We start from the raw sequence: 25,073 nt of genomic DNA, 5'->3' as shown, positions 1-25,073 counted from the left end.
TGCAAGACCTGCGACATCAAGGACCCGACGCAGAACATCGTGTGGGTCACGCCGGAAGGCGGCGGCGGGCCGAATTATCCGAACATGTGATGGCGCGTAGGCGACGAACGTTTCGCATGCCAAGACATCGTCGCTACGCGACCATGCATCACCCGCCACGCTCCTCGATTCAATTTCTTCGTCGACCAAACCAAGCGCGCGCCGCTTCGCCTGCACATGTGCAAGGTCCGCGCATGCGCCGCATCGCGCGCTGACATCTCGCCTCCGTCGCTGCGTCCTGCCGACTCTCTCTCCGAAGGAGTACCTCTTCATGAGAGTTGCTGGCGCGTTATTGGCCGACGATCGTTGATCGCATCGTACTCAACCCCACTTGACGGAGATCCCGATGAGTTCCCTCCCTGACAGCGCCCAGGCGGATTTCCCCGCCGCGCATGCCGATACGGCCGGACTTCAGCGCAAGATCAGCTGGACCGGCGCCTTCTGGGTCGCGAGCGGCGTGCCCGCGCTCGTGCTCTTCTCGATCGGCTCCATCGCGGCCACCGTCGGCAAGCCATCGTGGATCGTATGGATGATCTCGATCATGTTCGGTTTCGTCCAGGCGTTTTCCTACGCGGAGATTGCAGGACTCTTTCCGCACAAGTCGGGCGGTGCATCGGTCTACGGCGCGATCGCGTGGGTGCGGTACAGCAAGCTGCTCGCCCCGCTATCCGTGTGGTGCAACTGGTTCGCGTGGTCGCCGGTGCTTGCGATCGGCTCGGGCATGGGCGCGGGCTACGTGCTGAACATGCTGTTCCCGGCGACGGCCGCGATCAACACCTGGCAGATCACGCTGTTCGATCTCGGCTGGCTCGCGAGCGGCCTGTCGCTGCGTATCAACGCAACCTTCGTGATCGGCGCGATCATCCTGCTCACCACCTTCGCGGTCCAGCATCGCGGGATCCTGCAGGCCGCGAAGCTCCAGATGATTCTCGCGATCGCCGCGCTGCTGCCGTTGCTGCTCGTCGGCCTGTATCCGCTCCTGAGCGGCGACCTGCCCAAGTCGCACTTGCTGCCGCTCTACCCGCTCGCGAAGGACGCAGCCGGCCGCGTGATCGACGGCACGTGGAATCTTGCGGGCCTGCAGCTGATGGCGGGCGGCCTCTTCATCGCCGCCTGGTCGACCTACGGCTTCGAGACGGCAGTCTGCTACACGCGCGAGTTTCGCGATCCGCGCCGCGACACGGTGAAGGCCATCGTCTATTCCGGCCTGCTGTGCCTCGTGTTCTTCACGATGGTCCCGCTCGCGTTCCAGGGCGCGCTGGGCCTCGGCCAGCTCGTCACGCCCGAAGTGAAGGATGCGGCCGGCAACGTCACGCAGGCCGCGGTGTACGACGGCGTGCTGTCGCCGGGCATCTTCAGCGGCATGGGCGTCGCCGAAGCGATGACGCAGATCGTCCACGTCGGCAACTGGGGCGAGTACATCCTGAAACCGATGCTGGTGTTCGCGCTGGTGCTCGCGATCATGACGTCGATGGCCGGATCGTCGCGCACGCTGTACCAGGCATCGGTCGACGGCTGGCTGCCGAAATACCTGTCGCACGTGAACGAGAACGGCGCGCCGACCCGCGCGATGTGGACCGATCTCGGCTTCAACCTGTTTCTGCTGCTGATGTCCGACTACACCGTCGTGCTCGCGATGTCGAACGTCGGGTACATCATCTTCAACTTCCTCAACCTGAACGCGGCCTGGATCCACCGCCTCGACCGGGCGAACTGGACACGCCCGTTCCGGGCGCCGCGCTGGCTGCTCGCGCTCGGCGCGCTGCTGTCGTTCGTCAACCTCGCGCTGATGGGATTCGGCGCCGATGTCTGGGGCAAGGGCACGCTGGTCTCGGGCCTCGTGTTCGCCGCGCTGATCCTGCCGGTGTTCGTCTGGCGGCACTACGTGACCGACAAGGGCCGCTTCCCGGACCAGATGCTGGACGACATGGCGCTGTCGGGCGGCGAACAGCCGCGCAAGGCCGGCTACCTGCCGTACCTGACGCTGCTGCTCGGCGTGGCCGTCGTCATCGCGACGCACTGGATCGCGCCGTAAGCGCGATCGCGGTCGCGCGCAGCTTGAAGCGACGCCCGGTTCGCGGCCGGGCGTCGCGTTTTCTCTCAGGCGTTCCGCGCGCGACGCCGCCCGCCGCGCGAGCGTGCGGCCGAATCAGACGCCAGGTCGATCGCCAGGCCGCGCTTCGAAGATCGCGCCCTCGACACCCAGCACCTCGCCGCTTGCCGAATAGATCCCGACGCCGGTTTCCCACACCGGCTTGATCCGTCCGTCGGCGCACCGGATCCGATACTGCAGATCGAATACGCCGCGCACCGCCAACGCCTGCTGAACGCCCATCCACACGTAATCGGTATCGTCGGGCACGATGAGTTGCCCGAACGCATGCGCGTGCCCGTCGAGAAACCACTGTCGCGGATAGCCGGTCAATCCCTCGCATCCGGCACTCACGTACTCCATCGTCCACAGCCGGTTGTTGCGGCCACGGTAGACGAGGCCGGGAATGCTGTCGACCAGCCCCTCGACGCTTCTCAGGTGAGCCTGCGTCGCCGTCTCGCGCCGCCGGTCGAGCGTCACGTCGGACAGCGCGACGGATGATCCGTCGGCATTTCTTTTCAACGAAACCTCGAACCAGCGCAGTTCGCCATCCGGGCGCACACAGCGCAGACGCTCGCGGACCCCGCCGCGCGAGATCGCCAACGAACGCTGCAGCATGCCGATCCAGATGTCCCGGTCTTCCGGATGCACGTAGTCGATGAAGCACCGGCCGGCCGCGGGCCTTTCCATCGCGTCGGTCCACGCGACGTTGAAGGCGGCGATCCGTCCCGCGCCGTCGAGCTTCAGCAGCGCGAGCGGGCAATCGTCCGCGTCGAACGCGCTGCCCAATGGGTGCGTCACGAGCGTGTCGTCGGTCATCACGCCGCCCGTTCGCGGTTCGATGCGCCGATCGCGCGCCGGTGCACCGATGCCGCCAGCTCGAGCCGCGTTCGCGCGTCCAGTTTCCGCAGCAGGTTCTTCACGTAGACCTTCACCGTGCCCTCGCTGATGCCGAGCACGCGCGCGATCTGCTTGTTGCTCATGCCGTCGGCGATGAGCGTGAGCGTCTGCGTTTCGCGTGCGGTCAGGTCGGCCGGCCGTGCGTCGGCATGCGCCACCGCGACGCCGTCTTCGTCGGCGAGCTCGTCGTCGAGCACCACGAGCCCCCGCATGCAACTGCGCACGTAGGCGAGCAGCGCTTGCGGCTCCGAATCCTTCAGCACGTAGCCGTCGGCGCCGAGCCGCACCGCCGCGCGCAGCTCCGCGCGATCCATCGATGCCGTCAGCAGCACCTTCACGCAATCGGCTTCCTTGCGCCTGAGGCCGTCGAGCACCTGGAGCCCGCCGAGCCCCGGCATGTGCAGGTCGATCAGCACCAGCTCAGGCCGCAGCATGCCCACGAGCGAAATCCCCTGTGCGCCGTTCGACGATTCGCCGACCACGCGAAATTCCCCGGTCGCACTGAAAAATTCGGCCACGCCGCGGCGAAACAGCGGGTGGTCGTCGATCAACAGCAGCGTCGTCGGTTCCATCAGATCGTTTCTCCGAATATCGCGCCTTCCGGCACGAACAGTGCCACGCGCGTCCCGCCGAACGCGCCGCGCTCGATCGCGATGCGCCCGCCGATCGCCGCCGCGCGTTCGCGCAGGATGTCGAGGCCATAGTGATTCACGTCGGCCGCTCCCTCGCCGAGCCCGATTCCGTCGTCGACGACGGAGACCTGCAAACCTTCGCGGTCGGTCCGCAGCGCGATCCACGCATGCCCCGCCTGCGCATGACGCACGACGTTCGACAGCGCCTCGCGCACGATTTGCAGGATATGCAGCGCGATGCGCGGATCGACCCGCAGGTCGGGCACGCGATTGTCGAGCTCGAACACGACATCGCACCGGCGCGAGAACTCCGCGACCGAATCGGCCAGCGCCTGCTGCAGCGAGCGTCCGTCGAGCGTGAGCCGCGCGCTGGTGATGAGCTCGCGCACCTGGCGCTGCAGGCGCGTCGTCATCGTGCGCAGTTCGGTCAGCAGCGGATCACCGGTGACGTCCTGCTGCTGCAGGCGAGCCACCAGAAACGACATGAAGCCCAGCTGCTGCGCGACCGAGTCGTGCAACTCGCGTGTCAATGCCTCCGACGGGTTCGCGGAGTCGGGCCCGTGCGCATCGGCCGGCTCGCGACGCGTCAGCGCCGCGCGGATCGTGCCCGCGATGACGTCGAGGTCCGCCAGCAGCGTCGGCTCGGCCGGCAATGCGATGTCCAGCACCAGCACCGCGTCGCCGATCGCACGCACCGCGCGCCCGTGGCCGGTCCCAACGCAGTCCGGACACAGCTCGCACGCACCGTCGCTTGCCGCGTGCCTGAGCTTGCAGCGATGCCCCTGCGTGCATCGCACCAGCGTGTCCGGCGTGGATTCGTAGCCCGCGGCGCCATCGAGCGCGAGCACGACGCGTGCGTCCGGCAGTTCGCGCGCGAGCGCCGTATAGAACGCATGAAACACAGCGTGGCGCGGCGCACCGGTGACGCATCCAGTCAGCAACGCGAGCAGCGCATCGCGAAAGCGCGTCGGCAACGACGCGCCGTCCGAGGGCGGCATGCATCTGTCGGTCAGGCTGTCGTCGGGAGTCACGATCGTTCGGTGCAGGCAGACCAGGATCGAAATACGACGCAAGTTCCATGCCTCTCGGCGTTTTCGTGTGCGCTACCTCTTAGGTCATACCTCCTCTTCAGGATTGAACGGCAATTACTGGCAAGAAACTATGTTGAACAACAGGAACGCAACATGACGCAGCGACTGTCGCCGGGCGTACGCCCATTCGTGATGCAAACGCCCCATTTTGGGAGTCGATCGATGCACTCAATTGAACCGCTCGCAACCAGTAGCCGAACGCGCGAACCACAGGCGGCGCACACGCCGTTCGTGCCGCCGAGCCTACCGCAATACGCGCCGTTGCAGCCCTGCTCCGTCGCCCGCTCGCATCTCGTGGTCGCGCAAGGCAAGGCGCTCGACGCGGCGCGTGCGCTCGTCGATGGCCTCGCCGGGCTGCCGGGCGCCGCGCTGCTCGTCACGCTCGGCAATCTGCAGGCAACCGGCCTGCCGACCGTGTTCCACGCATCGCTCGACGCGCTCGAGGACGACGTGTGCCGCAGGCTGAATGAAAGCGCCGTCGGCGTGCGTCTGTATGTGTGTGGCGACGAGGCGTTCGTGTGGCAGATCCGGCGCGTCGCGCAGGCGGCCGGCATGCTGCCGGACGAGGTGGTCGCGACCGTGTCCGGCATGCGGCGCACCGTGTACTGCGTGCATTGCGGGACCTCGCATGCGCATGACGGGCACGATGCACGCGACGAGGTCACCTGCCCGTCATGCGATGTCCGCCTGAGTGTCCGTCAGCATTTCTCCGCGCGACTCGGCGCCTATCTCGGCGTCTGCGCGGATGCCGACCGGCCCTACGCGGGAGACCAAGCATGAGCCTGCTCGACGTTCGCGTGGCCGAGGCCCGCATGCTCACGCCCGTCGTGCGCGAACTGGCGCTGACGGCGGTCGACGGCGCCCTTCCGGTCTTCTCGTCCGGCAGCCACGTGCAGGTCGTGCTGAACGATGGCGCCCGCACCTATCGCAACGCCTACTCGCTGGCGGGCGATCCGGCCGAACGGAATGTCTATCGGATCGCGGTCCGGCGGCAGGCGTCGTCACGCGGCGGCTCCGCATTCGTGCACGACCGTCTGGACCCCGGCGCGCGCTTGCGCATCACCGCTCCGGCGAACCTGTTCGCATTGAACGCCACTGCGCGCCATCACGTTCTCGTCGCGGGCGGCATCGGCATCACGCCGTTCATCGCGCATCTCGCGGAGCTGGAACGCCGGCAAGCGAGCCTCGAGTTGCACTATGCGTACCGCATGGGCCAGACGGATGCCTATCGCGCGGCCCTCGACGCGCGGCTCGGCGCGCGCTTTCACGGCTATGACGGCGTGCAGGCCCGCTTCGATGCGATCGCGATGCTCGAGAGGCAGCCGCTTGGCACGCACGTCTATGTGTGCGGCCCCGAACGCCTGCTGCGCGCGGTGCGCGACGCGGCCGCCGCGCTCGGCTGGCCTGCCGGCCGCGTGCACTGGGAAGCCTTCGTGGCGCCGGCGCCGGGCCAGCCGTTCACGGCCGAGCTGCGGCGCAGCGGCCGCCGCATCGCGGTCGGTGCCGACCAGAGCCTGCTGGAGGCACTCGAATCGGCCGGCATCGACGTGCCCAATCTGTGCCGCGGCGGCGCATGCGGCCAGTGCGCGACGCGCTATCTCGACGGCGCGGTCGAGCATCGCGACGCGTTCCTCGACGCCGACGCGCGCGCGACCCATCTGATGCCCTGCGTGTCGCGCGCGTGCGGCGGCGCATTGACCCTCGACCTGTGAGAACCGTGTCATGAGCGTATTCATCAAGCCCGCGCAGACGTATCGCGACGACTTCTCGTTCCGCAACAGCCCGGCGGCGATCGCGCGCTTTCCGTTTCCGTTCGCCGAGGACCGGTACATGTATTCGGTCAACCTCGAACCCGCGACGCCGCGCGATCCCGGCTCGGTCTACGCGCACTGCTTCGACATCGACGAGCACTACCGTTCCGAGATCGCCGAACGTGCGCGCGTGCTCGACGCCGAGCCGCGCCGTGCGATCGTGATGCCGCACATGGAGACCGCGTCGTGGGACACGCTGGAGTTGGTCATGACGCATCTGGCGCACGACTATCCGGAGTGGTTCGCGCTCGAGCGCGACGACGATCGCTGGCGATGGCAAAACCGCGCGCTCGACCTCGAACAGACCTTCGTGTTCGGCGACGCGCGCACGCTGCCGTACGGCCCGCTGGAATACATCATGCGGCAGGCGCAAGGCGACATCGCGCTGCTCGACCAGCGCGACGGCGACCTGTACATGGACGCCGGCGTCGTCACGGGCCCGGCCGACTGGTCGCTCGCGTTCGATGCCGGGATGAGCTTCAGGCAATGGCATGCGCCGGTGCCGCTCGCGCACCAGGCGGGCGTATTCGACCGCGCGCTGAAATACCTGCTCGCCGTGCAGGTCGGGCAACCCGTGCGCCGCCTGAACTGGACGCTGACCATCCATCCGCGCCTCGACACGTCGCCCGAAACCTATCACCTGTGGGGCGCGGACCGCGGGCGCGTGACGCCCGACAACGTCGGCGAGGCTGTGCATCTGCGCGTCGAGCTGCAATTGATGGCGCGGCTGCCGCGCAGCAACGCGCTGATGTTCGGCATCCGCACCTACCTCTGCAGCATGGCCGACCTCGTCGGCAATCCGGTCTGGGCGCGCCGGCTGCACCGCGTGCTGCGCGACCTGCCCGAGCCGATCGCCGAATACAAGGGCATGTCCCGCTACCGGCACACGCTCGTCGAGTGGCTCAGCCAGTTCGACGTCGACGCCTGACCCGGCGTTTTTTCGTGATCGACCTTCACTTTCGTATGGAGCATTCAAGATGGCGAACTCCTGGCGCATCTCCGCCCTGGCGGACCGGCATCGCGCACTCGGCTCGAATCTCGAGGACTGGAACGGCATGGGCACCGCATGGACCTATTCGACCGACCTCGCCGACCACCACGAGGCCATTCGCACCCGCGCCGGCCTGATGGACGTATCGGGGCTGAAGAAGGTGCACTACGTCGGCCCGCACGCCGAATGCCTGCTGAACTGGGCGACGACGCGCGACATCGGCAAGCTGTATCCGGGCAAGTCGGTGTACGCGACGATGCTCGACGAGCGCGGCAAGTTCATCGACGACTGCATCGTCTACCGGACGGGCCCCAACGCGTTCATGGTCGTCCATGGCGCGGGCGCGGGGTACGAGCGCCTCGTGCGCTCCGCGTACGGCCGGCAGGTCGCCGTGCTGTTCGACGACGACCTGCACGACCTGTCGCTGCAAGGGCCCGTCGCGGTCGACTTCCTCGCCGAATACGTGCCGGAGATCCGCAACCTGCCTTACTTCCACCACATTCAGACGCGCCTGTTCGGGCGGCCGGTGATGATCTCGCGTACCGGCTACACCGGCGAGCGCGGCTACGAGATCTTCTGCAAGGCCGCCGACGCGCCGCTGATCTGGGACACGATCCTCGAGAAAGGCCGGGCGATGGGCATCGTCCCATGCGCGTTCACCGCGCTGGACTGGCTGCGCGTCGAGAGCTCCCTGCTGTTCTACCCGTACGACAACTCCGAGATGTACCCGTTTGCCGACGAACGCGCAGGCGACACGCTGTGGGAGCTCGGCCTCGATTTCACGGTGTCGCCCGGCAAGACCGAATTCTGCGGCGCTGCCGAGCATGTCCGGCTGGCTGGCAAGGAGCGGTTCCGGATCTTCGGCGTCGAGCTCGAGGCCACGAAGGCCGCGCAGGCTGCCGACACGCTATGGCGCGACGGCAAACAGGTCGGCGTGATCACGTGCGCGATGGTCTCGCGGCTGACGGGGCGCTCGCTCGCGATCGCCCGCCTCGACGTCGAACATGCCCACGCTGGCGCGCCGCTCGTCGTGAAGGGCAGCATCGAGACGCGCGCGACCGCCGCACTGCTGCCGTTCGACGATCCCGAGAAGACGAAGCGCACCGCCATCGGCTGATGCCGTGACGACCGCGCGTGACCACGCGCCACGGTGGCGGCCGGCCTTTCCCGCATTCCGATCCGTTTCGAGGACACACGACGTGAATCCGAACTACATCCTGACGATCAGCTGCCCGGCCACGTCCGGCATCGTCGCTGCCGTCACCTCTCAGCTCGCCGCATCGAACTGCTACATCAGCGAACTGGCGCAGTACGACGACGAGGTCAGCGGCACGTTCTTCATGCGTGCCGTGTTCCGCTTCAACGCCGGTGCGAGCGGCAACGTCGAGCAGCTGCAGCGCGATTTCGGCAGCGTAGCCCGCGACTTCTCGATGCAGTGGCAACTGAAAAGCGCCGGCGAACCGATGAAGGTCCTGCTGATGGTGAGCAAGTTCGACCACTGCCTGTCCGACCTGCTGTACCGCTTCCGCAAGGGCGAGCTGCGCATGCGGATCACCGCGGTCGTGTCGAACCATCTCGACCTGCGGCCGATGGCCGAGCGCGAGGGCATCCGCTTCATCTACCTGCCGATCACGCCGGACACCAAGGCGCGGCAGGAGGCGGAGCTGCTGCGCATCGTCGACGAAACCGGCACCGAGCTCGTCGTGCTGGCCCGCTACATGCAGATCCTGTCGAACGACCTGTGCGAGCGGCTTTCCGGCCGTGCGATCAATATCCACCACTCGTTCCTGCCGGGGTTCAAGGGCGCGAAGCCGTACCACCAGGCATTCGAGCGCGGCGTGAAGCTGATCGGCGCGACCGCGCACTACGTGACGTCCGACCTCGACGAAGGGCCGATCATCGAGCAGGAGGTGCAGCGCGTCGACCACGTGCTGCAACCGGACGATCTCGTGTCGATCGGACGCGACACCGAGACGGTCGCGCTGTCGCGCGCGGTCAAGTACCACACCGAGCACCGTGTGTTCCTGAACCGGAGCCGCACGGTGATCTTCAAATGAGCGGCGCGACGCTCATCGACGGCAAGGCGATCGCCGACGCGCTGCTGGAATCCGTCAGGCAGGACGTCGCGCGGCTGCGCGCGGAAGGCGTGATGCCCGGCCTCGCGGTCGTGCTCGTCGGCGACGATCCGGCGAGCCACATCTATGTGCGCAACAAGATCCTGCGCGCGCAGCAGGTCGGGATCCGTTCGATCGAGCACCGACTGCCCGCCGACAGCGCCGCGGCCACCTTGCTCGCGCTCGTCGCCGAACTGAACGCCGACCCCGACGTACACGGGATTCTCGTGCAGATGCCGCTGCCCGCGCAGCTCGACGCCGCGGCCGTGATCGATGCGATCGATCCACGCAAGGACGTCGATGGTTTCCATCGCGAGAACGTCGGCGGGCTCGCGCTCGGCCAGGACGTGCTCGTGCCGTGCACGCCGTCGGGCTGCCTTCACCTGCTGCGGGAGATCGTCGGCGATCTGCGCGGCAAGCATGCGGTCGTCGTCGGGCGCTCGCACGTCGTCGGCAAGCCGATGGCGGCGCTGCTGCTCCAGTGCGACTGCTCGGTGACGACCGTCCACTCGCGCAGCGCGAATGCCGCGGAGCTGTGCCGCCAGGCGGACATCGTCGTCGCGGCGGCAGGCAAGCCGGGGCTCGTCGATGCGGGCTGGATCAAGCCGGGCGCGGTCGTCGTGGACGTCGGCATCAACCGGATCGAATCCGGTGGCGCGACGCGGCTCGTCGGCGATGTGGACCACGACAGCGTGTCGCGCGTCGCCGGTGCATTGACGCCCGTTCCGGGCGGCGTCGGGCCGATGACGATCGCCTTCCTGATGAAGAACACCGCGCTCGCGGCGCGGCGGCAGCGCGCGACGTGACGTACGTCCGCGCCCGAATGGCTAATCACTTCCAACGAGGTAGAACGCGATGACACAACGTGTTGCAATCATCGGTGCGGGCCCGTCGGGCATGGCCCAGCTTCGCGCCTTCCAGTCGGCCCAGGCGAAGGGCGCGGACATCCCGCAACTCGTCTGCTTCGAAAAGCAGCGCGACTGGGGCGGCATGTGGAACTATACGTGGCGCACCGGCACCGACGAATTCGGCGAGCCCGTCCACGGCAGCATGTACCGCTATCTGTGGTCGAACGGCCCGAAGGAATGCCTGGAGTTCGCCGACTACACGTTCGAGGAACACTTCGGCAAGCCGATCGCGTCCTATCCGCCGCGCGAAGTGCTGTGGGACTACATCAAGGGACGCGTCGAGAAGGCCGGCGTGCGTCCATACATCCGGTTCGGCACCGTCGTGCGCCAGATCGCGTTCGACGACGCCAGCGGCCGCTTCACCGTGACCGTGCACGATCTCGACAAGGACGTCGTGTATGCGGAAGACTTCGACTATGTCGTGAACGCATGCGGCCATTTCTCGACGCCGAACCTGCCGAGCTTTCCCGGCTTCGACAGTTTCGGCGGACGCATCCTGCACGCGCACGATTTTCGCGATGCGCTCGAATTCAAGGACAAGGACATCCTGCTCGTCGGCAGCAGCTATTCGGCCGAGGACATCGGGTCGCAATGCTACAAGTACGGCGCGCGCAGCATCACGAGCTGCTATCGCACCGCGCCGATGGGTTATCACTGGCCGGCGAACTGGGAAGAAAAGCCGTTGCTCGAGCGCGTTCGCGGCAACGTCGCGTTTTTTGCCGACGGCACCAGCAAGAAGATCGACGCGATCATCCTCTGCACCGGATACCAGCACCATTTCCCGTTCCTGCCCGACAGCCTGCGGCTGAAGACGAACAACCGGCTCTGGCCGCTCGACCTGTACAAGGGCATCTTCTGGGAGCGCAATCCGAAACTGATCTATCTCGGCATGCAGGACCTCTGGTACTCGTTCAACATGTTCGACGCGCAAGCCTGGTACGCACGCGACGTGATTCTCGGCCGCATCGCGCTGCCCGGTTTCGACGCGATGCACGCAGACAGCCTCGCGTGGCGTGCGCGCGAGGAATCGCTGGTCACCAACCAGCAGATGTTCGAGTACCAGGGCAGCTATATCCAGGACCTGATCGAAGCGACCGACTATCCGAACTTCGACATCGCCGGCGTCAATCGCACGTTCCTCGCGTGGAAGCACGACAAGCACGAGAACATCATGGGCTATCGCGACAAGTCCTATCGCTCGCTGATGACCGGCACCCAGTCGCCGCCGCATCACACGCCCTGGCTCGACGCGCTCGACGATTCGATGGACGCGTACCTCGGCGAGCGGGCGCCCGAGCCGCGCGTGCGTGCAGGCTGACCGTCGCGCCGAGTTGCGGCGCCCGGCCGTGCACCGGGCGCCGCGACGCAAGCCGTGTCATTCGCGGCCACTCGCATCGCGAGCCGCGCCCGTCCATCCATGCAAGGAACGTCCATGCTTATTCGTCCGCCGTCCGTATCGCGGCCGCACGAACCCGCGTTGTCCGGCCATGCGGCCGGCCGCGAACGCCATCGCGTCGCCGGTTCGGGGCTCGCCGCCGTCATGCTCGATGCCGGCGACACGCTGCAGGTGATCGATGTCGAGGGCCGGCAGCGGGCCGAACTGCTCGCATTGCGCGTGCATGACGGCGGCAGCGCGCTTGCCGCGCTCGACCTGACGCCCGACGACGGCGCGCGCTTCATCGCCGAATGCCTGAACGGCGGTTTCGCCGCACAACGGGATATCACGACCCTGTTCGAACGACACGGACTGACGGGCGCGCCGTTGCCGGTCGGAGCGATCCTCTGGTCCGGCGACACCCATGCCGGCTGCGCACGCACGTTCGTCGCGACGGAGCCGCTCGTCGCGATTGTCGCGGCCCCCGGCGGCCCCGTGCCCGTCGACCGGGCCGGCCGGCCGGCGACGGAACTGCACCTGTCCGTCGTCCGCGCACGAAAGTCCGCTGCCACGGAGACGAGTGTGCCGCTCGCCGATCCGCTCGCCGATTTCGTGATCCGTCCAGGCACCGCCGTCGCTTACACGGTGGCGGCCGGCGAGTACATCCAGATCGTCGACGTCGATGGCAGGCAATGCTCCGATTTCGTCGCATTCGATCTCGACGCGCTCGGCCGCCATCAGGAAGTCGGCATCGATCCGACTGTCACGCGCACGCTGAATGGCCATGCGTATCCGCTGCCCGGTCTGTATGCACGATGCTTCGACCAGCTCATGCAGCCGATGCTGGAAGTCGTGCACGACACCGTCGGCCGGCACGACACGTTCGCGCTCGCGTGCACGGCGCGCTATTACGAAACGCAGGGCTACCCGGGTCATCCGAACTGCAGCGACAACATCAGCGCGGCGCTCGCCGATTACGGCGTGGCCGCGCGTCCCGGCTGGCCGGCGATCAATTTCTTCTTCAATACCGCGATCGACGCGCACGGGCAGATGACGATCGATGAACCGTGGTCGCGCCCGGGCGACTACGTGCTGATGCGCGCGTTGAAGCCGTTGCTCTGCGTCAGCACGTCGTGCCCCGACGACATCGATCCCGCAAACGCGTGGCAACCGACCGACATCCGGATCCGAACCTACTCAAGCGAAGCGCGCTTCACCATGTCCACCGCTATCCGATCCACACCCGACGCCCTGCCCGTGCTGACGCGCCAATCGGGCTTCCACGCGCGCACGTCGGCGCTCACGCGACACTTCGTCGACTACCGCGGCTGGCACCTGCCGGCGCGGTTCGACGGCTATGGCGCGATCGACGAGTACTACGGCTGCCGCGAGCGCGCGGCGATCATCGATCTGTCCGCGTTGCGCAAGTTCGATGTCGTCGGTCCCGACGCCGAGGCCCTGCTGCAATACTGCCTGACGCGCGACGTGCGCAGGCTCGCGGTCGGCCAGGTCGTCTACTCGGCGATGTGCCATCCGCACGGCGGAATGCTCGACGATGGCACGCTGATGCGGCTCGGCCCCGACACGTTCCGCTGGATCTGCGGCGACGATTTCGCGGGTATCTGGCTGCGGGAGCAGGCGAACAGGCTCGGCATGAAGGCATGGATCAAGTCGTCGTCCGACCAGATCCACAATGTCGCGGTGCAAGGGCCGCGCAGCCGCGAGATCCTGCGCGCGCTGATCCGGACGCCCGCGACGCAACCGTCGCTCGACAGCCTCGGCTGGTTCCGGTTCCTGATCGGCCGCCTCGGCCGCGACGACGGCTGCCCCGTCATCGTCAGCAGGACCGGCTACACCGGCGAGCTCGGCTATGAGGTCTGGTGTCATCCGCGCGATACGCAGGCCGTATGGGATGCGATCTGGGCAGAAGGTCAACCGCACGGGCTCGTGCCGCTCGGACTCGAGGCGCTCGACCTGTTGCGGATCGAAGCCGGGCTCGTGTTCGCCGGATACGAATTCACCGACGAAACCGATCCGTTCGAGGCCGGCATCGGATTCAGCGTTCCGCTCAACACGAAGACCGACGACTTCGTCGGGCGGGACGCGCTGCTGCGCCGTAGCGCGCATCCGCATCGCCGGCTGGTCGGGCTGGAACTCGCCGGCAACGAACCGGCCCGTCACGGCGATTGCGTGCACGACGGGCGGGCGCAGGTGGGGGTCGTCACGAGCGGCATGCGCTCGCCGATCCTCGGCATGAACATCGCACTCGCGCGAATCGACGTGTACCACGCGCAGCCTGGCGACGTGCTCCACGTCGGCAAGCTTGACGGCCAGCAGAAACGCATCGACGCGCGGGTGACCGCGCCCGTTTTTTACGATCCTCAAAAGGCGCGCGTTCGCAGCTAGCGCACGAACGCCCTTACGCATCGAGGCGAGACGAGTCCGTCACGATGTGACGGAACCGCGGCTCTCGGATAACACAGCCTGATGAAGTCCGTCATTCGCGATATTTCGTGAAGACGGAGCAACGCGGAGTTCGCCAAGGTAGGCACTTTCGCCCAGCTCGCACTGGCGCGAAGCCTCCCCGTGTGCATGACGGATTTCGACTGTGTAGACGCCGCTGCCCTTCGCCAAACTGCCAAACCGGAAATCGCCGAAGTCGTCCGACACGGTTTCGGCCACCAAGCGATCGCCGCTGTACAGGGTCGCTTCCGCACCCGCGACGCATTCGACCACATCGCCAATCAGCGCGCTCACGCTTCCTCCGATGAAGCAGGTGTCCCATCGCTCCAGGCCGCTGTACCACACGCGTGGCTTCGTCCCGAAGTTGGGCTGCAGCACCCTGAGGCCCTCGCGGCGAGCCTTCTCGGCCATCGACCCGTCATCGAGCTTGACCGCTTCGAACACCTCGGTCGGGCACGACTGTTGACAACGCGGGTGTGACCAACCTTGATCGAGCAGATGCGCGTCGAAGATCCAGGTCTGCGGCAGTTGCAGTTCCTCGTTCCAGACGATTGCCTTGTACGGGCAGGACTTGACGATGTCCATGCGCCCTCGCGCCTTGTCCGGATCGATGATGACGATGCCGTCGGATCGCTTGTGGATCGCGTCGCCGCCGACGCGCATGCAGGGTGCGTCGTCGCAGTGATTGCACATCACCGGCAAGTACGTCGTTTCGACCATGTGGGACTCGCCCTGCACGCGGCGCAGGATGCGAATGGGGCTTTCGGCGCTGGCCGCGGCAGGCGCGGCGTACCCGGGAAAGTCATTGCCGACATGCTCATCGCGCGCCGCGATGACGCAGTTCTGGCAGTTCTCGCATTGCCCGACCTTGATAACCAGATTCCATTTGCTCATCGTATGCTCCTCACGCTGCGCGACCGATCAGGAAAGCATCCGCGCTTTTCCACTTTTCCACCTGCACAAGACATGAATTCGGACTCATGCTGCTGGTACCTGCCGTCTGGGGCCGATCCGGAGTCAGCAGGTTCATGCAACCGCCAATTTCGACGCACTCCCCGTCCATTTCGATCAACTGGAATTCAGCGCTCGCCTCGTATGACTTGACTACCCCGGCAGTGACCAGCGGCGATACATCAGCCGCGCAGATGACCGCACCGCGGTCGTTGTAGACCTTGACGAGATCGCGATGGGCAATGCCGCGGGCCGCAGCGTCGACGGCGCCGAGCCGCAGCAGCCAGAAGCGATGTCCGCCAATCAACGCACGATGATCCTCGATGCTGTTGACCGAGGAGTTCTTGCCGTCGCAGTGGGTGTGAAAACTGTAACGGCTATGCGTGGCGATCAGTTGCAGCGGATATCGCTGTGCCAGTGGAGAGCGCATGCCCTCCCAGGACGGGATGTATCGGTTCACCGCCGGCCGCTCCGGGTTGTCCGCTGTGTGCCGCTTCAGCAACTCGGGTACGAACTCGAGCTTGCCGCTGGGCGTCTGCAGGCCCATGCCGAATTTTTCGGCATATTGCGACGGCATCGGATGCGGCTCCTGCAGATCCTTGCGCCGGCCTTCCGCGAACCAGCGCATATCCACTGGATGTCGCAATTCCGGTTTTTCGGTTGGTACAACGAAGTAGCCTTTACGGCAGAACTCGCGCCACGAAATGTGATCCGGCAAATCCGACGAGTCGAAAACCCGCTTGACCCAGTCCAGCTCCCCGCAGCCCTCGGTGAACACGCTGCCAAGTCCCAGACGGGTCAGAATAGCGGTGAAGATGTCATAGTCAGAGCGAGACTCGCCCAAAGGTTCGATGCACTTATGCTGCAGCGTAATCATGCGGTGATTGACCGTGTTGAAGCCGTGATGCGCGTAGCCACCGGAATTCGACCATTCGCCGATGTCCCACCGCTCCAGCGATGTGCATGCAGGCAGAATGATATCGGCGAACGTCGCCTCGCCTTCCATCCAGATCGACTGATTGACCACGAACTCGATGCTCGGGTGACGGTAGGCATCGGCCCAGCGCCCCGCTTTCGTCACCGTGCTGAAGGCAGAGCCGCCATAGCGATAGATCATGCGGATCGGCGAGTAACCGGGCATCGGATAACTGAACGGCGCGAACTGCGCTTCCTGGGACATGCCGTCCCAGAGGTAGCCTGTCGCGTGGCCGTTGATGATTGCATCGGGCAACTGCTGCCGCGGAACCATCTGCTTGACCGGATTCATCGTCAGGATGTGCGGCATGCGTTGATAGTTGTTCACGGCGTTCGCGGTCCACGCGAGCTCGCCCGACATCCCACCGTCCGCGTAGCCTGGAAAGTAGAAGTTCAGATCGTGCGGAACGCCGATTTCGAGGCAGCCGAAATTGACGCCCGGCTTGCCCCAACCCTGCATCGCCATCATCATGATCATGCAACGCGCCCATTGGGCCCCCGTCGCACCGCGTCCCGCCCCGCCAAATCCCGCGCCCGTCATTCCGACGGCGAGATACACCTTCTTCTTCCCCCACCGCCGCGCCAGGGCCCGGACGTCCTTGGCGGGCACGCCGGTTTCCAGCGCCTGCCATTCGGGCGTTTTGGGCACGCCATCCGTCTCGCCCGTCAGGTAGGCCCGCCATTCGTCGAACCCGGTCGTCCGGTTAGCGACGTAATCCTTGTCGTACAGGTCCTCCATCAGCCATACATACATGATGGCAGTGGCGAGGGCCGCGTCCGTTTGCGGTCGGACCGGAATCCATCGCCCACCCAGCAATTGGGCAGTCGGATTGCAGTGCGGATCGATATGGACGAACTCGATTCCCAGTTCCTTGGCCCAAAGACGCCGCGGCGTACCTTCGAAACCGGCGTAGGCGCCATTCGTGCTTTCCGGGTCGCTCGACCAGAAAACGATCATTTCGGCTTCCTTCAGGCAGTCCTCGATTCCGCCATAGCCGGACGGCACGCCAACGCGCATCGAGTTGCCGAAGTGATGCATGGCGCCCCAGTACCACCCTTCCCAGCTGTCCGGATTGGCGGCCACCCGCGTGAAGCCGATCAGGTTGGCAAACCGCGTCAACGCGCTGAGGTAGTAGCCGATATTGCCCCACTGATGGTGCGACGACATCGGAAACGTAATGGAGCCCGGACCGTGAACCCGCTTTTGCCGATTGATCTCTTTCGCGACGATGTCCAACGCCTCGTCCCAGCTGATGGGTACATAGGTGGACTTGCCGCGGTTTTGCGGATTGCGCTCGCCGTCCGGGTCGAAATCGACTCGCTTCATCGGGTGAAGGATGCGCTTTTCCGAATAGACGAGCGACTTGATCGCCAATGCGTGCGGCGCGACGAGGCCACGCCGTGGCGGGCTGAAACGGCGTCCGCGCGCTTCAATCTCCCAGCTCGACGCATCCTTGTTGTCGAGATCGACAGGCGTCACGCGAACGATGCGTCCATTTCTCACGTACACGAACAAAGGGCCGCCGTTGGTGCACGTGGTGTAGCGCTGCGTGCCGTCGCGCATGGGCGTACCCATCGGCAGGCTGATGGTTTGCATCATGCTCAGCGTTTGCATGAACCACACCAGCAACGCGTCGTCGCCTTCAGTGACCACCTTGAAGTTTTTCGCCGCATGGATGATATCCAGGTAGTCCGGACTGGCGGAGAGAAATTTCAGCGCGGTGGCCACGTCCTTGAATTGCATGCGCACGTCGGGCTGACGATGCCTGCCGGCACACGACCGGATGCGGCCGTTCTTGATCTTGATGACGCGACCGATGCTTTGATCCATGAGCCCGATCCACGCGACGAGATCGCGCTCCTTGAGCCGATCGCGATAGGCAGGGAAGCGGCGTGCCGTCAGGTCGAGGACCTTGGGCATGGCAAAGAGAATGGCCTTGAGGATCTGTCGTTTCACTTTTTGATCCAATGGTAAGTCTGCGCAAATGCGAGCATCGGGGTATGACCGACCCGTTCCCCCGAGCGGTCAAACGGCTCAGGCAGGCGCGGTCATGTGTGGGGATGGTTTGAAGACCCGGGAAAGCCGGGCCCCATTGCACGATCCGCCGCCGGGTTTGACGTCAGGGAACGCTCGTCGCTGGCGCTAGAACGTATAGCCGACGTTCAGAAAGACGTTAATGGGTTCGATCCGGAGCGTCGACCTGGAAACGATCTGCGTTCCGGTTGCGGTCCGTCCGTATATGGTCATGTGCGTCTTGAGCGGGATGTAGCCGACAGACGCTCCGACCGACCAATGTTTGGAAATCGCGTAACTTGCCCCGACATCGAACACGGGGTTCCACGATGCACCGAGGGTCGCGCGTATCGATCCGCCAGGACCCACGCTATCGGTGATGAACTGGGCGTTGGTTGCGCGAACCTGGGTGAACCACGTGTAGTTCACGCCCAATCCGACGAAAGGACGAAATTTCGACTGAGCATCGAACAGGTGATATCGAAGCTCGATGGCAGGCGGCATCGGTCGCGTCGTGCCGAGGGTGCCGTACTTCGCGAGCGTCCCCCTGCCCTGCAGATTGACCGTGAGCGGCAGGCCGATGAGTGTGGCGATGCCGAGGTTGTCGGTCACGTAGTACTCGGTGTTGATGCCGAGCGTATCGGTTGACGACGCGTGTGCACCCGTGCCCGGCAACTGCTGATTGACGGCAACGCCACCCACGCTCTCCACCGTGAGCGGCGTGGCATTGCCCTGGGGTGCGACGTGAAGCCACCCTGTCGACAGGGTAAAGCTTCCTGCCGACTGTGCATTCGCATTTCCAGCAAGCGCAGCCGAACAGATAACACCCGCCGCAACGGCAGGCCGGACATTGTTCCAGTAGTTCATCACGCGTCTTCTCCTGCCTCATCGGCTAAATGGCTTTTATCGTCCACACGGCTTTAACGATCCGCCCATTGATCCGGATCGTTGGATCGGTTCTCGTATCCTTGGACCGATTCCAGACATCGTCCCCCTTTGTTACGTAGGCATGCTCAGTACAACGATATGATTTATCCGAGTCCCTGCGTTGTTTGATGTCTTCGCACCGTGTGGAGTCAGGAACTGCGAACGTCAGTTACTTTTTCTGCCCTTCTACGCGGCAGTCAGGTTCGACAAGTTGTCCAGTACGTCAGTGAATCACTTCGACGCCCTGGGCGTATCCGACGCCGCGTTGTCGTCAACGCTGCTTCCGGCACTCGCCGCGATAGCGATCGAAAACGCGAACGGAAAGCGTCCAAGCGCGGACGTCGCCAATGATTCGAGTTCCGAGTCGGGCAATTCGACATGAACTGAAATCCCGCGCAAGGCGTCTTCAACGACGCTGACAGTTGCGCCCTCGACGCCAGCTTCGACGAGCGCAGACCGCAGCGCATCTACGGTTTCGATCCGCTTCAACGCGGGCTTGAAGATCTTGCCGACACCCGTCAAGGGCATCTTTTCAACGATCCGTATGCCTTTGGGAATCGCAGCGCGTTCGCTGATCTCGTCACGCAGGAACGCTGCCATTTCCGCTTCGTTTGCCGTTATGTCCGGCTTGAGCTGGACATAGGCGACCGGCAGTTCGCCTGCGTGCATATCAGGACGCCCTACTGCCGCGGCAATCTGCACTGCGGGATGCCGGTGCAGCGCTTCTTCGATCGCTGCCGGATCGATGTTGTGTCCGCCGCGAATGATCAGCTCCTTCCTGCGGCCGGTGAGCCAGAAGTAACCGTCTGCGTCGCAGCGTCCCAGATCGCCTGTATTGAGCCATCTGCCGCCATCAGCCAGATCCATCCAGATGCCGCTGTTTTGCTCCGGCCGCATATAGCCGATGAACACGTTCGGACCGGAGATCACCAGTTGGCCAATCTCGTCCGCAACACAGTCCCGCACGTAGCGGCCTGTTTCATCAACCATCACGGCTTTCATGGCGTGGCCCGGCAGGCGAAGGCCGATCGAGCCGACCCGCCGTTCGCCAAGCGGCGGATTGACGCTGCTGATACAAGTGCCTTCCGTGAGACCGTAGCCTTCGAGGATCCTGATTCCGGTTCGCGTCTGGAAAGCACGCAACAATTCCATCGGCATCGGCGCAGCACCGCACAACGCGTACTCGAGCGAACTGATGTCCCGGCCGTCAGCGGGCACGTCCAGCAGCGAGCCATAGAGGGTCGGCACGCCGCTGAAAAAGTTGATCCGGTAATGCGCGACGATATCCCAGAAGCGTTTGACGACGCCTTCTCCGCGATAACCCTGCGGCGTGCCCACCACGACATGCGCACCGCGTGAAAACGGCAGCAGTCCCGTCACCATCACGGCATTGACGTGGAACAGCGGCAATCCGCAGAACATCGTCTTGCCCGGGCCAACGCTTTCGCCGAGGAATCGTCCGGCGCTCCATGCATTGTCCACCTCGTTGCCATGCCGGCGCATCGCGATTTTAGGCAGGCCAGTGGTGCCGCCCGTGCAGAAGTAGGACGACACGTCGTCCCTGTTCATTCGGTGCGGTGTGCAGAGCTCCACGCCCGGCTCCCGTGCGATTGCTTCGCCGAAGTCGTGGATGGCGATCTGCGCAGGAACCGCGCCCTGCACACCTTCCTCGCCGTGCAATCTCGAGCATTCGCCGCGCTGAAGCATTCGGGCCGCAAATCGCTGTTCGTCCGGCACATGGTCGGCAAGGTTGACCAGCACGACATGCTTGAGCGACCCAACCTTGTGCAACACCGCCTGCACTTTCGGCCACAGGTCCGTGCCGGGATGCGGCGCCAAGGTGACGATCACACTGGCGCCTGACGCATTGAGCAACTCGCCGATCGCGTCGCTTTCGAGCAGTGGATTGATCGCGCAGACAATGCCGACGGCTTCGCCACCCCAGATCACAAAGTGCGTTTCGGGCAGATTCGGCAATACATAGGCGACGACCGTGTCTCGCTGTACGCCCAGCCGCGACAACATGTTTGCCGTGCGCGTGATGTCGCGCACCAGTTCGCTGTAAGTCCAGCGCTCCGGGTTCGCGTAGTCGTCCGCGGTTGCGAAGAACGAAAGCGCGGGTGCCGATGGATTGATGGCGGCGCCCCGGCAGATCATTTCGTAGGTACTCGACGGGATATCCGCCGGTTGACCCTGCGATTCGATAGCGAGGACGTCCTGCTCGTTTGCGACGCCTTTCATGCGGCCTCTGCGACGACGACGTTGCGCTGGGTGCCCAGATCGATCGAGCCATCCTGGCTGACGATACGTGCTTCGACCACATCGCCGTCCTGCAGGTACTGCGGTCGCTCCGCTTGCAAGGCGAGGAAAAGACGCCATTTCTCCGCTTCAGGCAGCTGTGCCGCGGCGCGTTGCTTCTCCGGCGACGGAATGATCAGCGCGCAACCGGATGGCGTACCCGTTGCGAGCAAGTCACCGACATGCAGGTCATGAACGCCGGACAACTCGGTCAACGTCTCTGCCGGGCCGTAGACGAGACCCGAAGTGGAATCGCTCTGTCGAACCGTTGCGTTGACGGTCAGCGTCAGCGCGAGGTCCTTCAGCTTCGGCATGTCGTGCTTTTCGAGCAGGCAAAGGTACGGACCGACAGGGCCGAACGTACGATAGCTCTTGCCCTTGTAGAACTGCATCTGCGGAATCTGGATGTCGCGCGCGGAGTAGTCGTTGACGATCACGGCGCCGGCAATGAAATCGTGCAGGTTCTCGTCAGTCACCGTTTCGCGGGACGTGATGTCGCGTTTGAGGACGAGGCCGAGCTCGATCTCATAGTCGAGAAACCGTACCTCGCGTGGCTTCACCAGTTTCGAGTCAGCAGCGACGATGCAGCTCGCGGCCTTCGTGAAGATCATGTTGAACTTCTTGACGTCCGGATCCATGCCGGATTCGATCATATGCTGGCGATAATTCGCGCCCTGGCAGATGAACTGCTGATTCGACGTGACCGGCGAGAGCCATTGCACGGTCGACTCGGGAATCGTCGGAGCGTCGAGTTCGAGCAGGCGCTCAACCGGATTCGCGGCGATAAATTCCGCCGTGGTCGCGAATTCGCCGGGAATGGGCGTGATGGCGCCGTTTCGTACCACGCCCCAACGAGCGTGGCCTTCGTGCCGATAATGCAGAACATGCAGTGACATGGTTTCGAGCCTCTATGGGTCGGAGATGCGGGGGTGTCAGGCGAATATCTTGGCGAGCGCCAGCAGCTTGCTCAGCGTCAGATCCGGACTACGTCGGAGGTTGCGAACGAGGGCGGCCAGACTCGATAGCGAGAGCTTGGGTTTGGTGAAACTGCGTGGCATCGTCGGCCCCCATTGGGCCATCGCTTCACGGCTGACCACATGCTGGCCGGTGGGTACGTCCGACGTGAAGAGGTCGCCGTCGCAGTAGTGTTCGTGCTTGTCGCCCCAGGGGTCTTGCCAGTAGTCGAATATCTGGCTGCCCAGAATATGACGTCCGATACCCCAAGCGTGCGTCCAGCCTTTTTCGCGTAGCACGCGTTGCCCCATGCCGACCGCGTCCGCATCGATCAATTCGAAGGCGCTATGGCTGTACTTCGGAATGAAGCCTTGCGCCAACGCGAGCGTGTGATGGTCGGCTGGCCGCTCGCCAAGATCCAGACGCATGAAGGCGACGGCGGGTGAGCCGTCCGGGAGCGTCTGCACATCGCTCGGGATGAAACCGAAGTGCTGTGTGTACCACGCGCACGTTTCCTGGAAGTCCGCCAGCTCGAGCACGACATGCCCCAGCTTGATGACTTCAGACGCGACCGTCGGCGGGCGCTGCATGTCGTTGATTCGTACTGCCGCGTCCACGGAATTGAATTGAAGCGCGTTTCGATGGGGCAACGGTTCGACTTCGCGAACGCCCCAGACCGCATCGACGCGAAAGCCCGACGGGTCGGTCAACGTGACGCGATATCCGCCGCCAGGCCAGTCCGACGATTCCACCCCCGAGGCGCCGGGGAGCTTGGTCAGCGCATGCAGGTCCGACTGGCTATCGACCTTCAACCCAAAGCCGGCAAACCGTGCCTTCGTCGCGTGGCGAACGACATAACAGAACGGCGCCGGGCCGGTGCCTCGCAACAGCAACGACGCTTCGTTTCGAAAGACCGTTCGCAGTCCGAAGTCGTTGAGAAATCGCTCGGCCTGTCCGAGGTCCGGACGGTCGAAGATCAAGTACGACAACGCTGACGCCCTGGTCGTGGGATGGGGATGACGCGACGGTTGTGCAGTAGTCAATCCGGGAACGCCACGATGCGTACTTGTCTCCACGCTCAGCTCCTATCGTCTCTATGGTTGCTTGTCCGATTCATTGCTCGGTCTGTTGGTGACATTAAACTCATCGCTGATAGTTTTGTCAATAAGTGCGATCGAGACGTTACGTGCGCGGCGACTCTGCCTGGGGCAGCTTTATCGTCGGATGCCGGCACGCACATACTCAACCTATTTTGTCATAGGTGATAAAATTATCATTTGTGGGTACGATGTCGTATCCAGAGCCGACATCAAGCCGGACGATCGTCGTCTCCCCATCCCGAGAAGCAGGACCGGCCAGCCACGCACGAGCCCGAAGATGTCGACGAATCCACCCGCAACGCGCGAGCCGCAGCAAGAGCGTACGCGACCCCATTCCTACCAGCGCCAGGCAGTGCTCTGCGGTGCCCTCGCAGTCGGGCTCGGCGTTCTGATGTGGACCTTGCGTCCCGTGCTGACGCCGTTCTTGCTTGGCGGCTTGATTGCCTACATGCTCCAGCCCGGCGTCGAATGGCTCGTGCGTCAGCGTATTCCACGCTCTCTGGCTGCGCTCGTCATGATGCTTTTGTTTGCGTCGGTGATCGTGTCGCTCGGGCTGCTCGTGTTCGCCGTGATCCAGAAGGAACTGCCGGCGCTCGCCGCGCGAATTCCAGGATTCGCGGCACAGATCAATGCGTGGCTGCAGCCGAAGCTCGCCATGTTCGGCCTGAACGGGTCGTTCGATTTGTCGAGCTTGCGCAACGTACTGACGAGCCGGATCGAAGGCGGCGAACAGTCGGTACAGCTTGCAGCATGGCGCTCTGTGCGCACGGGCGGCAGCGCATTGGTTGCCGTGGTCGGCAATGTCGTCGTGGTACCGCTCGTGCTGTACTACCTGCTCTACGACAGGCGCAAGTTCTTCGCTCGGATCGAAAGCCTCGTGCCTCGGCCGTGGCTCGGCAAAACGTACGCGCTCGTCACCGAGATGGATCAGATTCTGTCGCAATATCTGCGCGGCCAATTGCTCGTCATGGTCGTGCTCGCCACGTTCTACCCGATCGCGCTGGGCCTCGCCGGCTTCGGCGTCGCGCTGCCTGTCGGTGTGTTTACCGGGCTTGCGGTCTTCATCCCTTATGTCGGCTTCGCGACGGGGCTCGTACTCGCGCTACTCGCCGCGCTGCTCCAGTTCGGCGACTGGTACGGGTTCGGTGCGGTGGCCTTGATCTATGGGATCGGTCAAGTGCTCGAGACGGCGTTTCTTACGCCGCGGCTCATCGGCGAGCGCATCGGTCTGCATCCGCTCGCGGCAATTTTCGCGCTGCTGGCATTCGGCCAACTGTTTGGCTTTTTCGGCGTACTGCTCGCGCTTCCTGTCAGCGCCATCCTTGCGACAGCACTGCGCGAGGTGCGTCGGCGCTATCTGGCAAGCACGCTTTATGCGAATGGGCGGGAGTAGGTTCCCCACCGCCCGCGCATCGCCTCCAAAAATCATGCTTCAGTA

At 64.5% G+C, this 25,073-nt stretch carries 20 protein-coding genes; 11 read left to right on the top strand and 9 right to left on the bottom strand.

The genetic code is table 11. The annotated features are described in order from the left end of the window. The coding region (locus tag DIE06_RS31670) for a 4Fe-4S dicluster domain-containing protein (protein ID WP_143031905.1) at positions 1-90 on the top strand (90 nt) is incomplete at its 5' end. 295 nt (positions 91-385) lie between these two features. After that, a complete protein-coding gene (locus DIE06_RS31665) occupies positions 386-2,074 on the top strand; it encodes an APC family permease (protein ID WP_185733517.1) in 1,689 nt (562 codons plus the stop codon). Between the two features lie 114 nt (positions 2,075-2,188). Here DIE06_RS31665 and DIE06_RS31660 read toward each other — a convergent pair whose 3' ends face one another. From DIE06_RS31660 to DIE06_RS31650, 3 genes are read right to left on the bottom strand one after another with little or no spacing between them, the layout of a single operon-like run. Next, positions 2,189-2,950 (bottom strand): PAS domain-containing protein, encoded by a 762-nt coding sequence (locus DIE06_RS31660; protein WP_124664801.1) that lies wholly within the window; start codon positions 2,948-2,950, stop codon positions 2,189-2,191. Further along, positions 2,950-3,603: a response regulator gene (locus DIE06_RS31655; RefSeq protein WP_124664800.1), complete on the bottom strand. Its 654-nt coding sequence runs from the start codon at positions 3,601-3,603 to the stop codon at positions 2,950-2,952. Before DIE06_RS31655 ends, DIE06_RS31660 begins: the two co-directional genes overlap by 1 nt. Then, positions 3,603-4,661 (bottom strand): ATP-binding protein, encoded by a 1,059-nt coding sequence (locus DIE06_RS31650; protein ID WP_124664799.1) that lies wholly within the window; start codon positions 4,659-4,661, stop codon positions 3,603-3,605. Before DIE06_RS31650 ends, DIE06_RS31655 begins: the two co-directional genes overlap by 1 nt. A gap of 255 nt (positions 4,662-4,916) precedes the next feature. Between DIE06_RS31650 and DIE06_RS31645 the strand changes: the two genes are divergently transcribed. The 8 genes from DIE06_RS31645 to DIE06_RS31610 all read left to right on the top strand — a co-directional run bounded on the left by DIE06_RS31645 (position 4,917) and on the right by DIE06_RS31610 (position 14,359). After that, positions 4,917-5,534 (top strand): dimethylamine monooxygenase subunit DmmA family protein, encoded by a 618-nt coding sequence (locus DIE06_RS31645; protein ID WP_124664798.1) that lies wholly within the window; start codon positions 4,917-4,919, stop codon positions 5,532-5,534. Next, complete coding sequence (locus DIE06_RS31640; protein WP_124601702.1) at positions 5,531-6,466, top strand: PDR/VanB family oxidoreductase; 936 nt, start codon at positions 5,531-5,533, stop codon at positions 6,464-6,466. Before DIE06_RS31645 ends, DIE06_RS31640 begins: the two co-directional genes overlap by 4 nt. Before the next feature lie 10 nt (positions 6,467-6,476). After that, positions 6,477-7,493 (top strand): DUF3445 domain-containing protein, encoded by a 1,017-nt coding sequence (locus tag DIE06_RS31635; protein WP_124664797.1) that lies wholly within the window; start codon positions 6,477-6,479, stop codon positions 7,491-7,493. Between the two features lie 49 nt (positions 7,494-7,542). Continuing rightward, positions 7,543-8,673, top strand: coding sequence for an aminomethyltransferase family protein (locus DIE06_RS31630; RefSeq protein WP_124664796.1), 1,131 nt, complete (start codon positions 7,543-7,545; stop codon positions 8,671-8,673). A gap of 82 nt (positions 8,674-8,755) precedes the next feature. Beyond that, positions 8,756-9,613 (top strand): formyltetrahydrofolate deformylase, encoded by an 858-nt coding sequence (purU, locus tag DIE06_RS31625; RefSeq protein ID WP_124664795.1) that lies wholly within the window; start codon positions 8,756-8,758, stop codon positions 9,611-9,613. After that, complete coding sequence (locus DIE06_RS31620; protein WP_124664794.1) at positions 9,610-10,476, top strand: bifunctional 5,10-methylenetetrahydrofolate dehydrogenase/5,10-methenyltetrahydrofolate cyclohydrolase; 867 nt, start codon at positions 9,610-9,612, stop codon at positions 10,474-10,476. Before purU ends, DIE06_RS31620 begins: the two co-directional genes overlap by 4 nt. Positions 10,477-10,525: 49 nt before the next feature. Beyond that, a complete protein-coding gene (locus DIE06_RS31615) occupies positions 10,526-11,896 on the top strand; it encodes an NAD(P)-binding domain-containing protein (RefSeq protein WP_124664793.1) in 1,371 nt (456 codons plus the stop codon). A gap of 114 nt (positions 11,897-12,010) precedes the next feature. After that, complete coding sequence (locus DIE06_RS31610) at positions 12,011-14,359, top strand: DUF1989 domain-containing protein (protein WP_185733516.1); 2,349 nt, start codon at positions 12,011-12,013, stop codon at positions 14,357-14,359. 39 nt (positions 14,360-14,398) lie between these two features. Here the strand turns inward: DIE06_RS31610 and DIE06_RS31605 are convergent, their stop codons facing one another. The 6 genes from DIE06_RS31605 to DIE06_RS31580 form a co-directional block, all read right to left on the bottom strand. Further along, a complete protein-coding gene (locus DIE06_RS31605) occupies positions 14,399-15,310 on the bottom strand; it encodes a 4Fe-4S dicluster domain-containing protein (RefSeq protein WP_124664792.1) in 912 nt (303 codons plus the stop codon). Positions 15,311-15,320: 10 nt separating this feature from the next. Then, positions 15,321-18,299 (bottom strand): molybdopterin-dependent oxidoreductase, encoded by a 2,979-nt coding sequence (locus DIE06_RS31600; RefSeq protein ID WP_124664791.1) that lies wholly within the window; start codon positions 18,297-18,299, stop codon positions 15,321-15,323. 186 nt (positions 18,300-18,485) lie between these two features. Then, positions 18,486-19,223, bottom strand: a complete 738-nt coding sequence (locus DIE06_RS31595) for an OmpW family protein (RefSeq protein WP_124664790.1) — start codon at positions 19,221-19,223, stop codon at positions 18,486-18,488. A gap of 291 nt (positions 19,224-19,514) precedes the next feature. Then, positions 19,515-21,524, bottom strand: a complete 2,010-nt coding sequence (locus DIE06_RS31590; protein WP_124664789.1) for an acyl-CoA synthetase — start codon at positions 21,522-21,524, stop codon at positions 19,515-19,517. Further along, a complete protein-coding gene (locus tag DIE06_RS31585; RefSeq protein ID WP_124664788.1) occupies positions 21,521-22,477 on the bottom strand; it encodes a fumarylacetoacetate hydrolase family protein in 957 nt (318 codons plus the stop codon). The genes DIE06_RS31590 and DIE06_RS31585 overlap by 4 nt, the downstream gene beginning before the upstream one ends. A gap of 36 nt (positions 22,478-22,513) precedes the next feature. After that, on the bottom strand, positions 22,514-23,611 hold the full coding sequence (locus tag DIE06_RS31580; RefSeq protein WP_124664787.1) for a VOC family protein: 1,098 nt from the start codon (positions 23,609-23,611) through the stop codon (positions 22,514-22,516). 301 nt (positions 23,612-23,912) lie between these two features. Between DIE06_RS31580 and DIE06_RS31575 the strand changes: the two genes are divergently transcribed. Beyond that, entirely contained in the window at positions 23,913-25,028 is a 1,116-nt protein-coding gene (locus DIE06_RS31575; RefSeq protein ID WP_124664786.1) for an AI-2E family transporter, read from the top strand. The last annotated feature ends 45 nt before the right edge of the window (positions 25,029-25,073 follow it).

The sequence above is a fragment of the Burkholderia sp. Bp8998 genome (genome assembly GCF_003854235.1).
Taxonomy (GTDB): Bacteria; Pseudomonadota; Gammaproteobacteria; order Burkholderiales; family Burkholderiaceae; genus Burkholderia.
Note: the sequence above shows the minus strand (reverse complement) of the source record. Positions and strands in the feature narration are given on the sequence as shown.

Coding starts and splice junctions, on each gene's coding strand:
- DIE06_RS31650 (WP_124664799.1), bottom strand. CDS start 4,661: ATGCCGCCCTCGGACGGCGCGTCGTTGCCGACGCGCTTTCGCGATGCG.
- DIE06_RS31595 (WP_124664790.1), bottom strand. CDS start 19,223: ATGAACTACTGGAACAATGTCCGGCCTGCCGTTGCGGCGGGTGTTATC.
- DIE06_RS31635 (WP_124664797.1), top strand. CDS start 6,477: ATGAGCGTATTCATCAAGCCCGCGCAGACGTATCGCGACGACTTCTCG.
- DIE06_RS31665 (WP_185733517.1), top strand. CDS start 386: ATGAGTTCCCTCCCTGACAGCGCCCAGGCGGATTTCCCCGCCGCGCAT.
- DIE06_RS31585 (WP_124664788.1), bottom strand. CDS start 22,477: ATGTCACTGCATGTTCTGCATTATCGGCACGAAGGCCACGCTCGTTGG.
- DIE06_RS31655 (WP_124664800.1), bottom strand. CDS start 3,603: ATGGAACCGACGACGCTGCTGTTGATCGACGACCACCCGCTGTTTCGC.
- DIE06_RS31610 (WP_185733516.1), top strand. CDS start 12,011: ATGCTTATTCGTCCGCCGTCCGTATCGCGGCCGCACGAACCCGCGTTG.
- DIE06_RS31590 (WP_124664789.1), bottom strand. CDS start 21,524: ATGAAAGGCGTCGCAAACGAGCAGGACGTCCTCGCTATCGAATCGCAG.
- DIE06_RS31645 (WP_124664798.1), top strand. CDS start 4,917: ATGCACTCAATTGAACCGCTCGCAACCAGTAGCCGAACGCGCGAACCA.
- DIE06_RS31605 (WP_124664792.1), bottom strand. CDS start 15,310: ATGAGCAAATGGAATCTGGTTATCAAGGTCGGGCAATGCGAGAACTGC.
- DIE06_RS31640 (WP_124601702.1), top strand. CDS start 5,531: ATGAGCCTGCTCGACGTTCGCGTGGCCGAGGCCCGCATGCTCACGCCC.
- DIE06_RS31575 (WP_124664786.1), top strand. CDS start 23,913: ATGTCGACGAATCCACCCGCAACGCGCGAGCCGCAGCAAGAGCGTACG.
- DIE06_RS31620 (WP_124664794.1), top strand. CDS start 9,610: ATGAGCGGCGCGACGCTCATCGACGGCAAGGCGATCGCCGACGCGCTG.
- DIE06_RS31615 (WP_124664793.1), top strand. CDS start 10,526: ATGACACAACGTGTTGCAATCATCGGTGCGGGCCCGTCGGGCATGGCC.
- DIE06_RS31630 (WP_124664796.1), top strand. CDS start 7,543: ATGGCGAACTCCTGGCGCATCTCCGCCCTGGCGGACCGGCATCGCGCA.
- DIE06_RS31660 (WP_124664801.1), bottom strand. CDS start 2,950: ATGACCGACGACACGCTCGTGACGCACCCATTGGGCAGCGCGTTCGAC.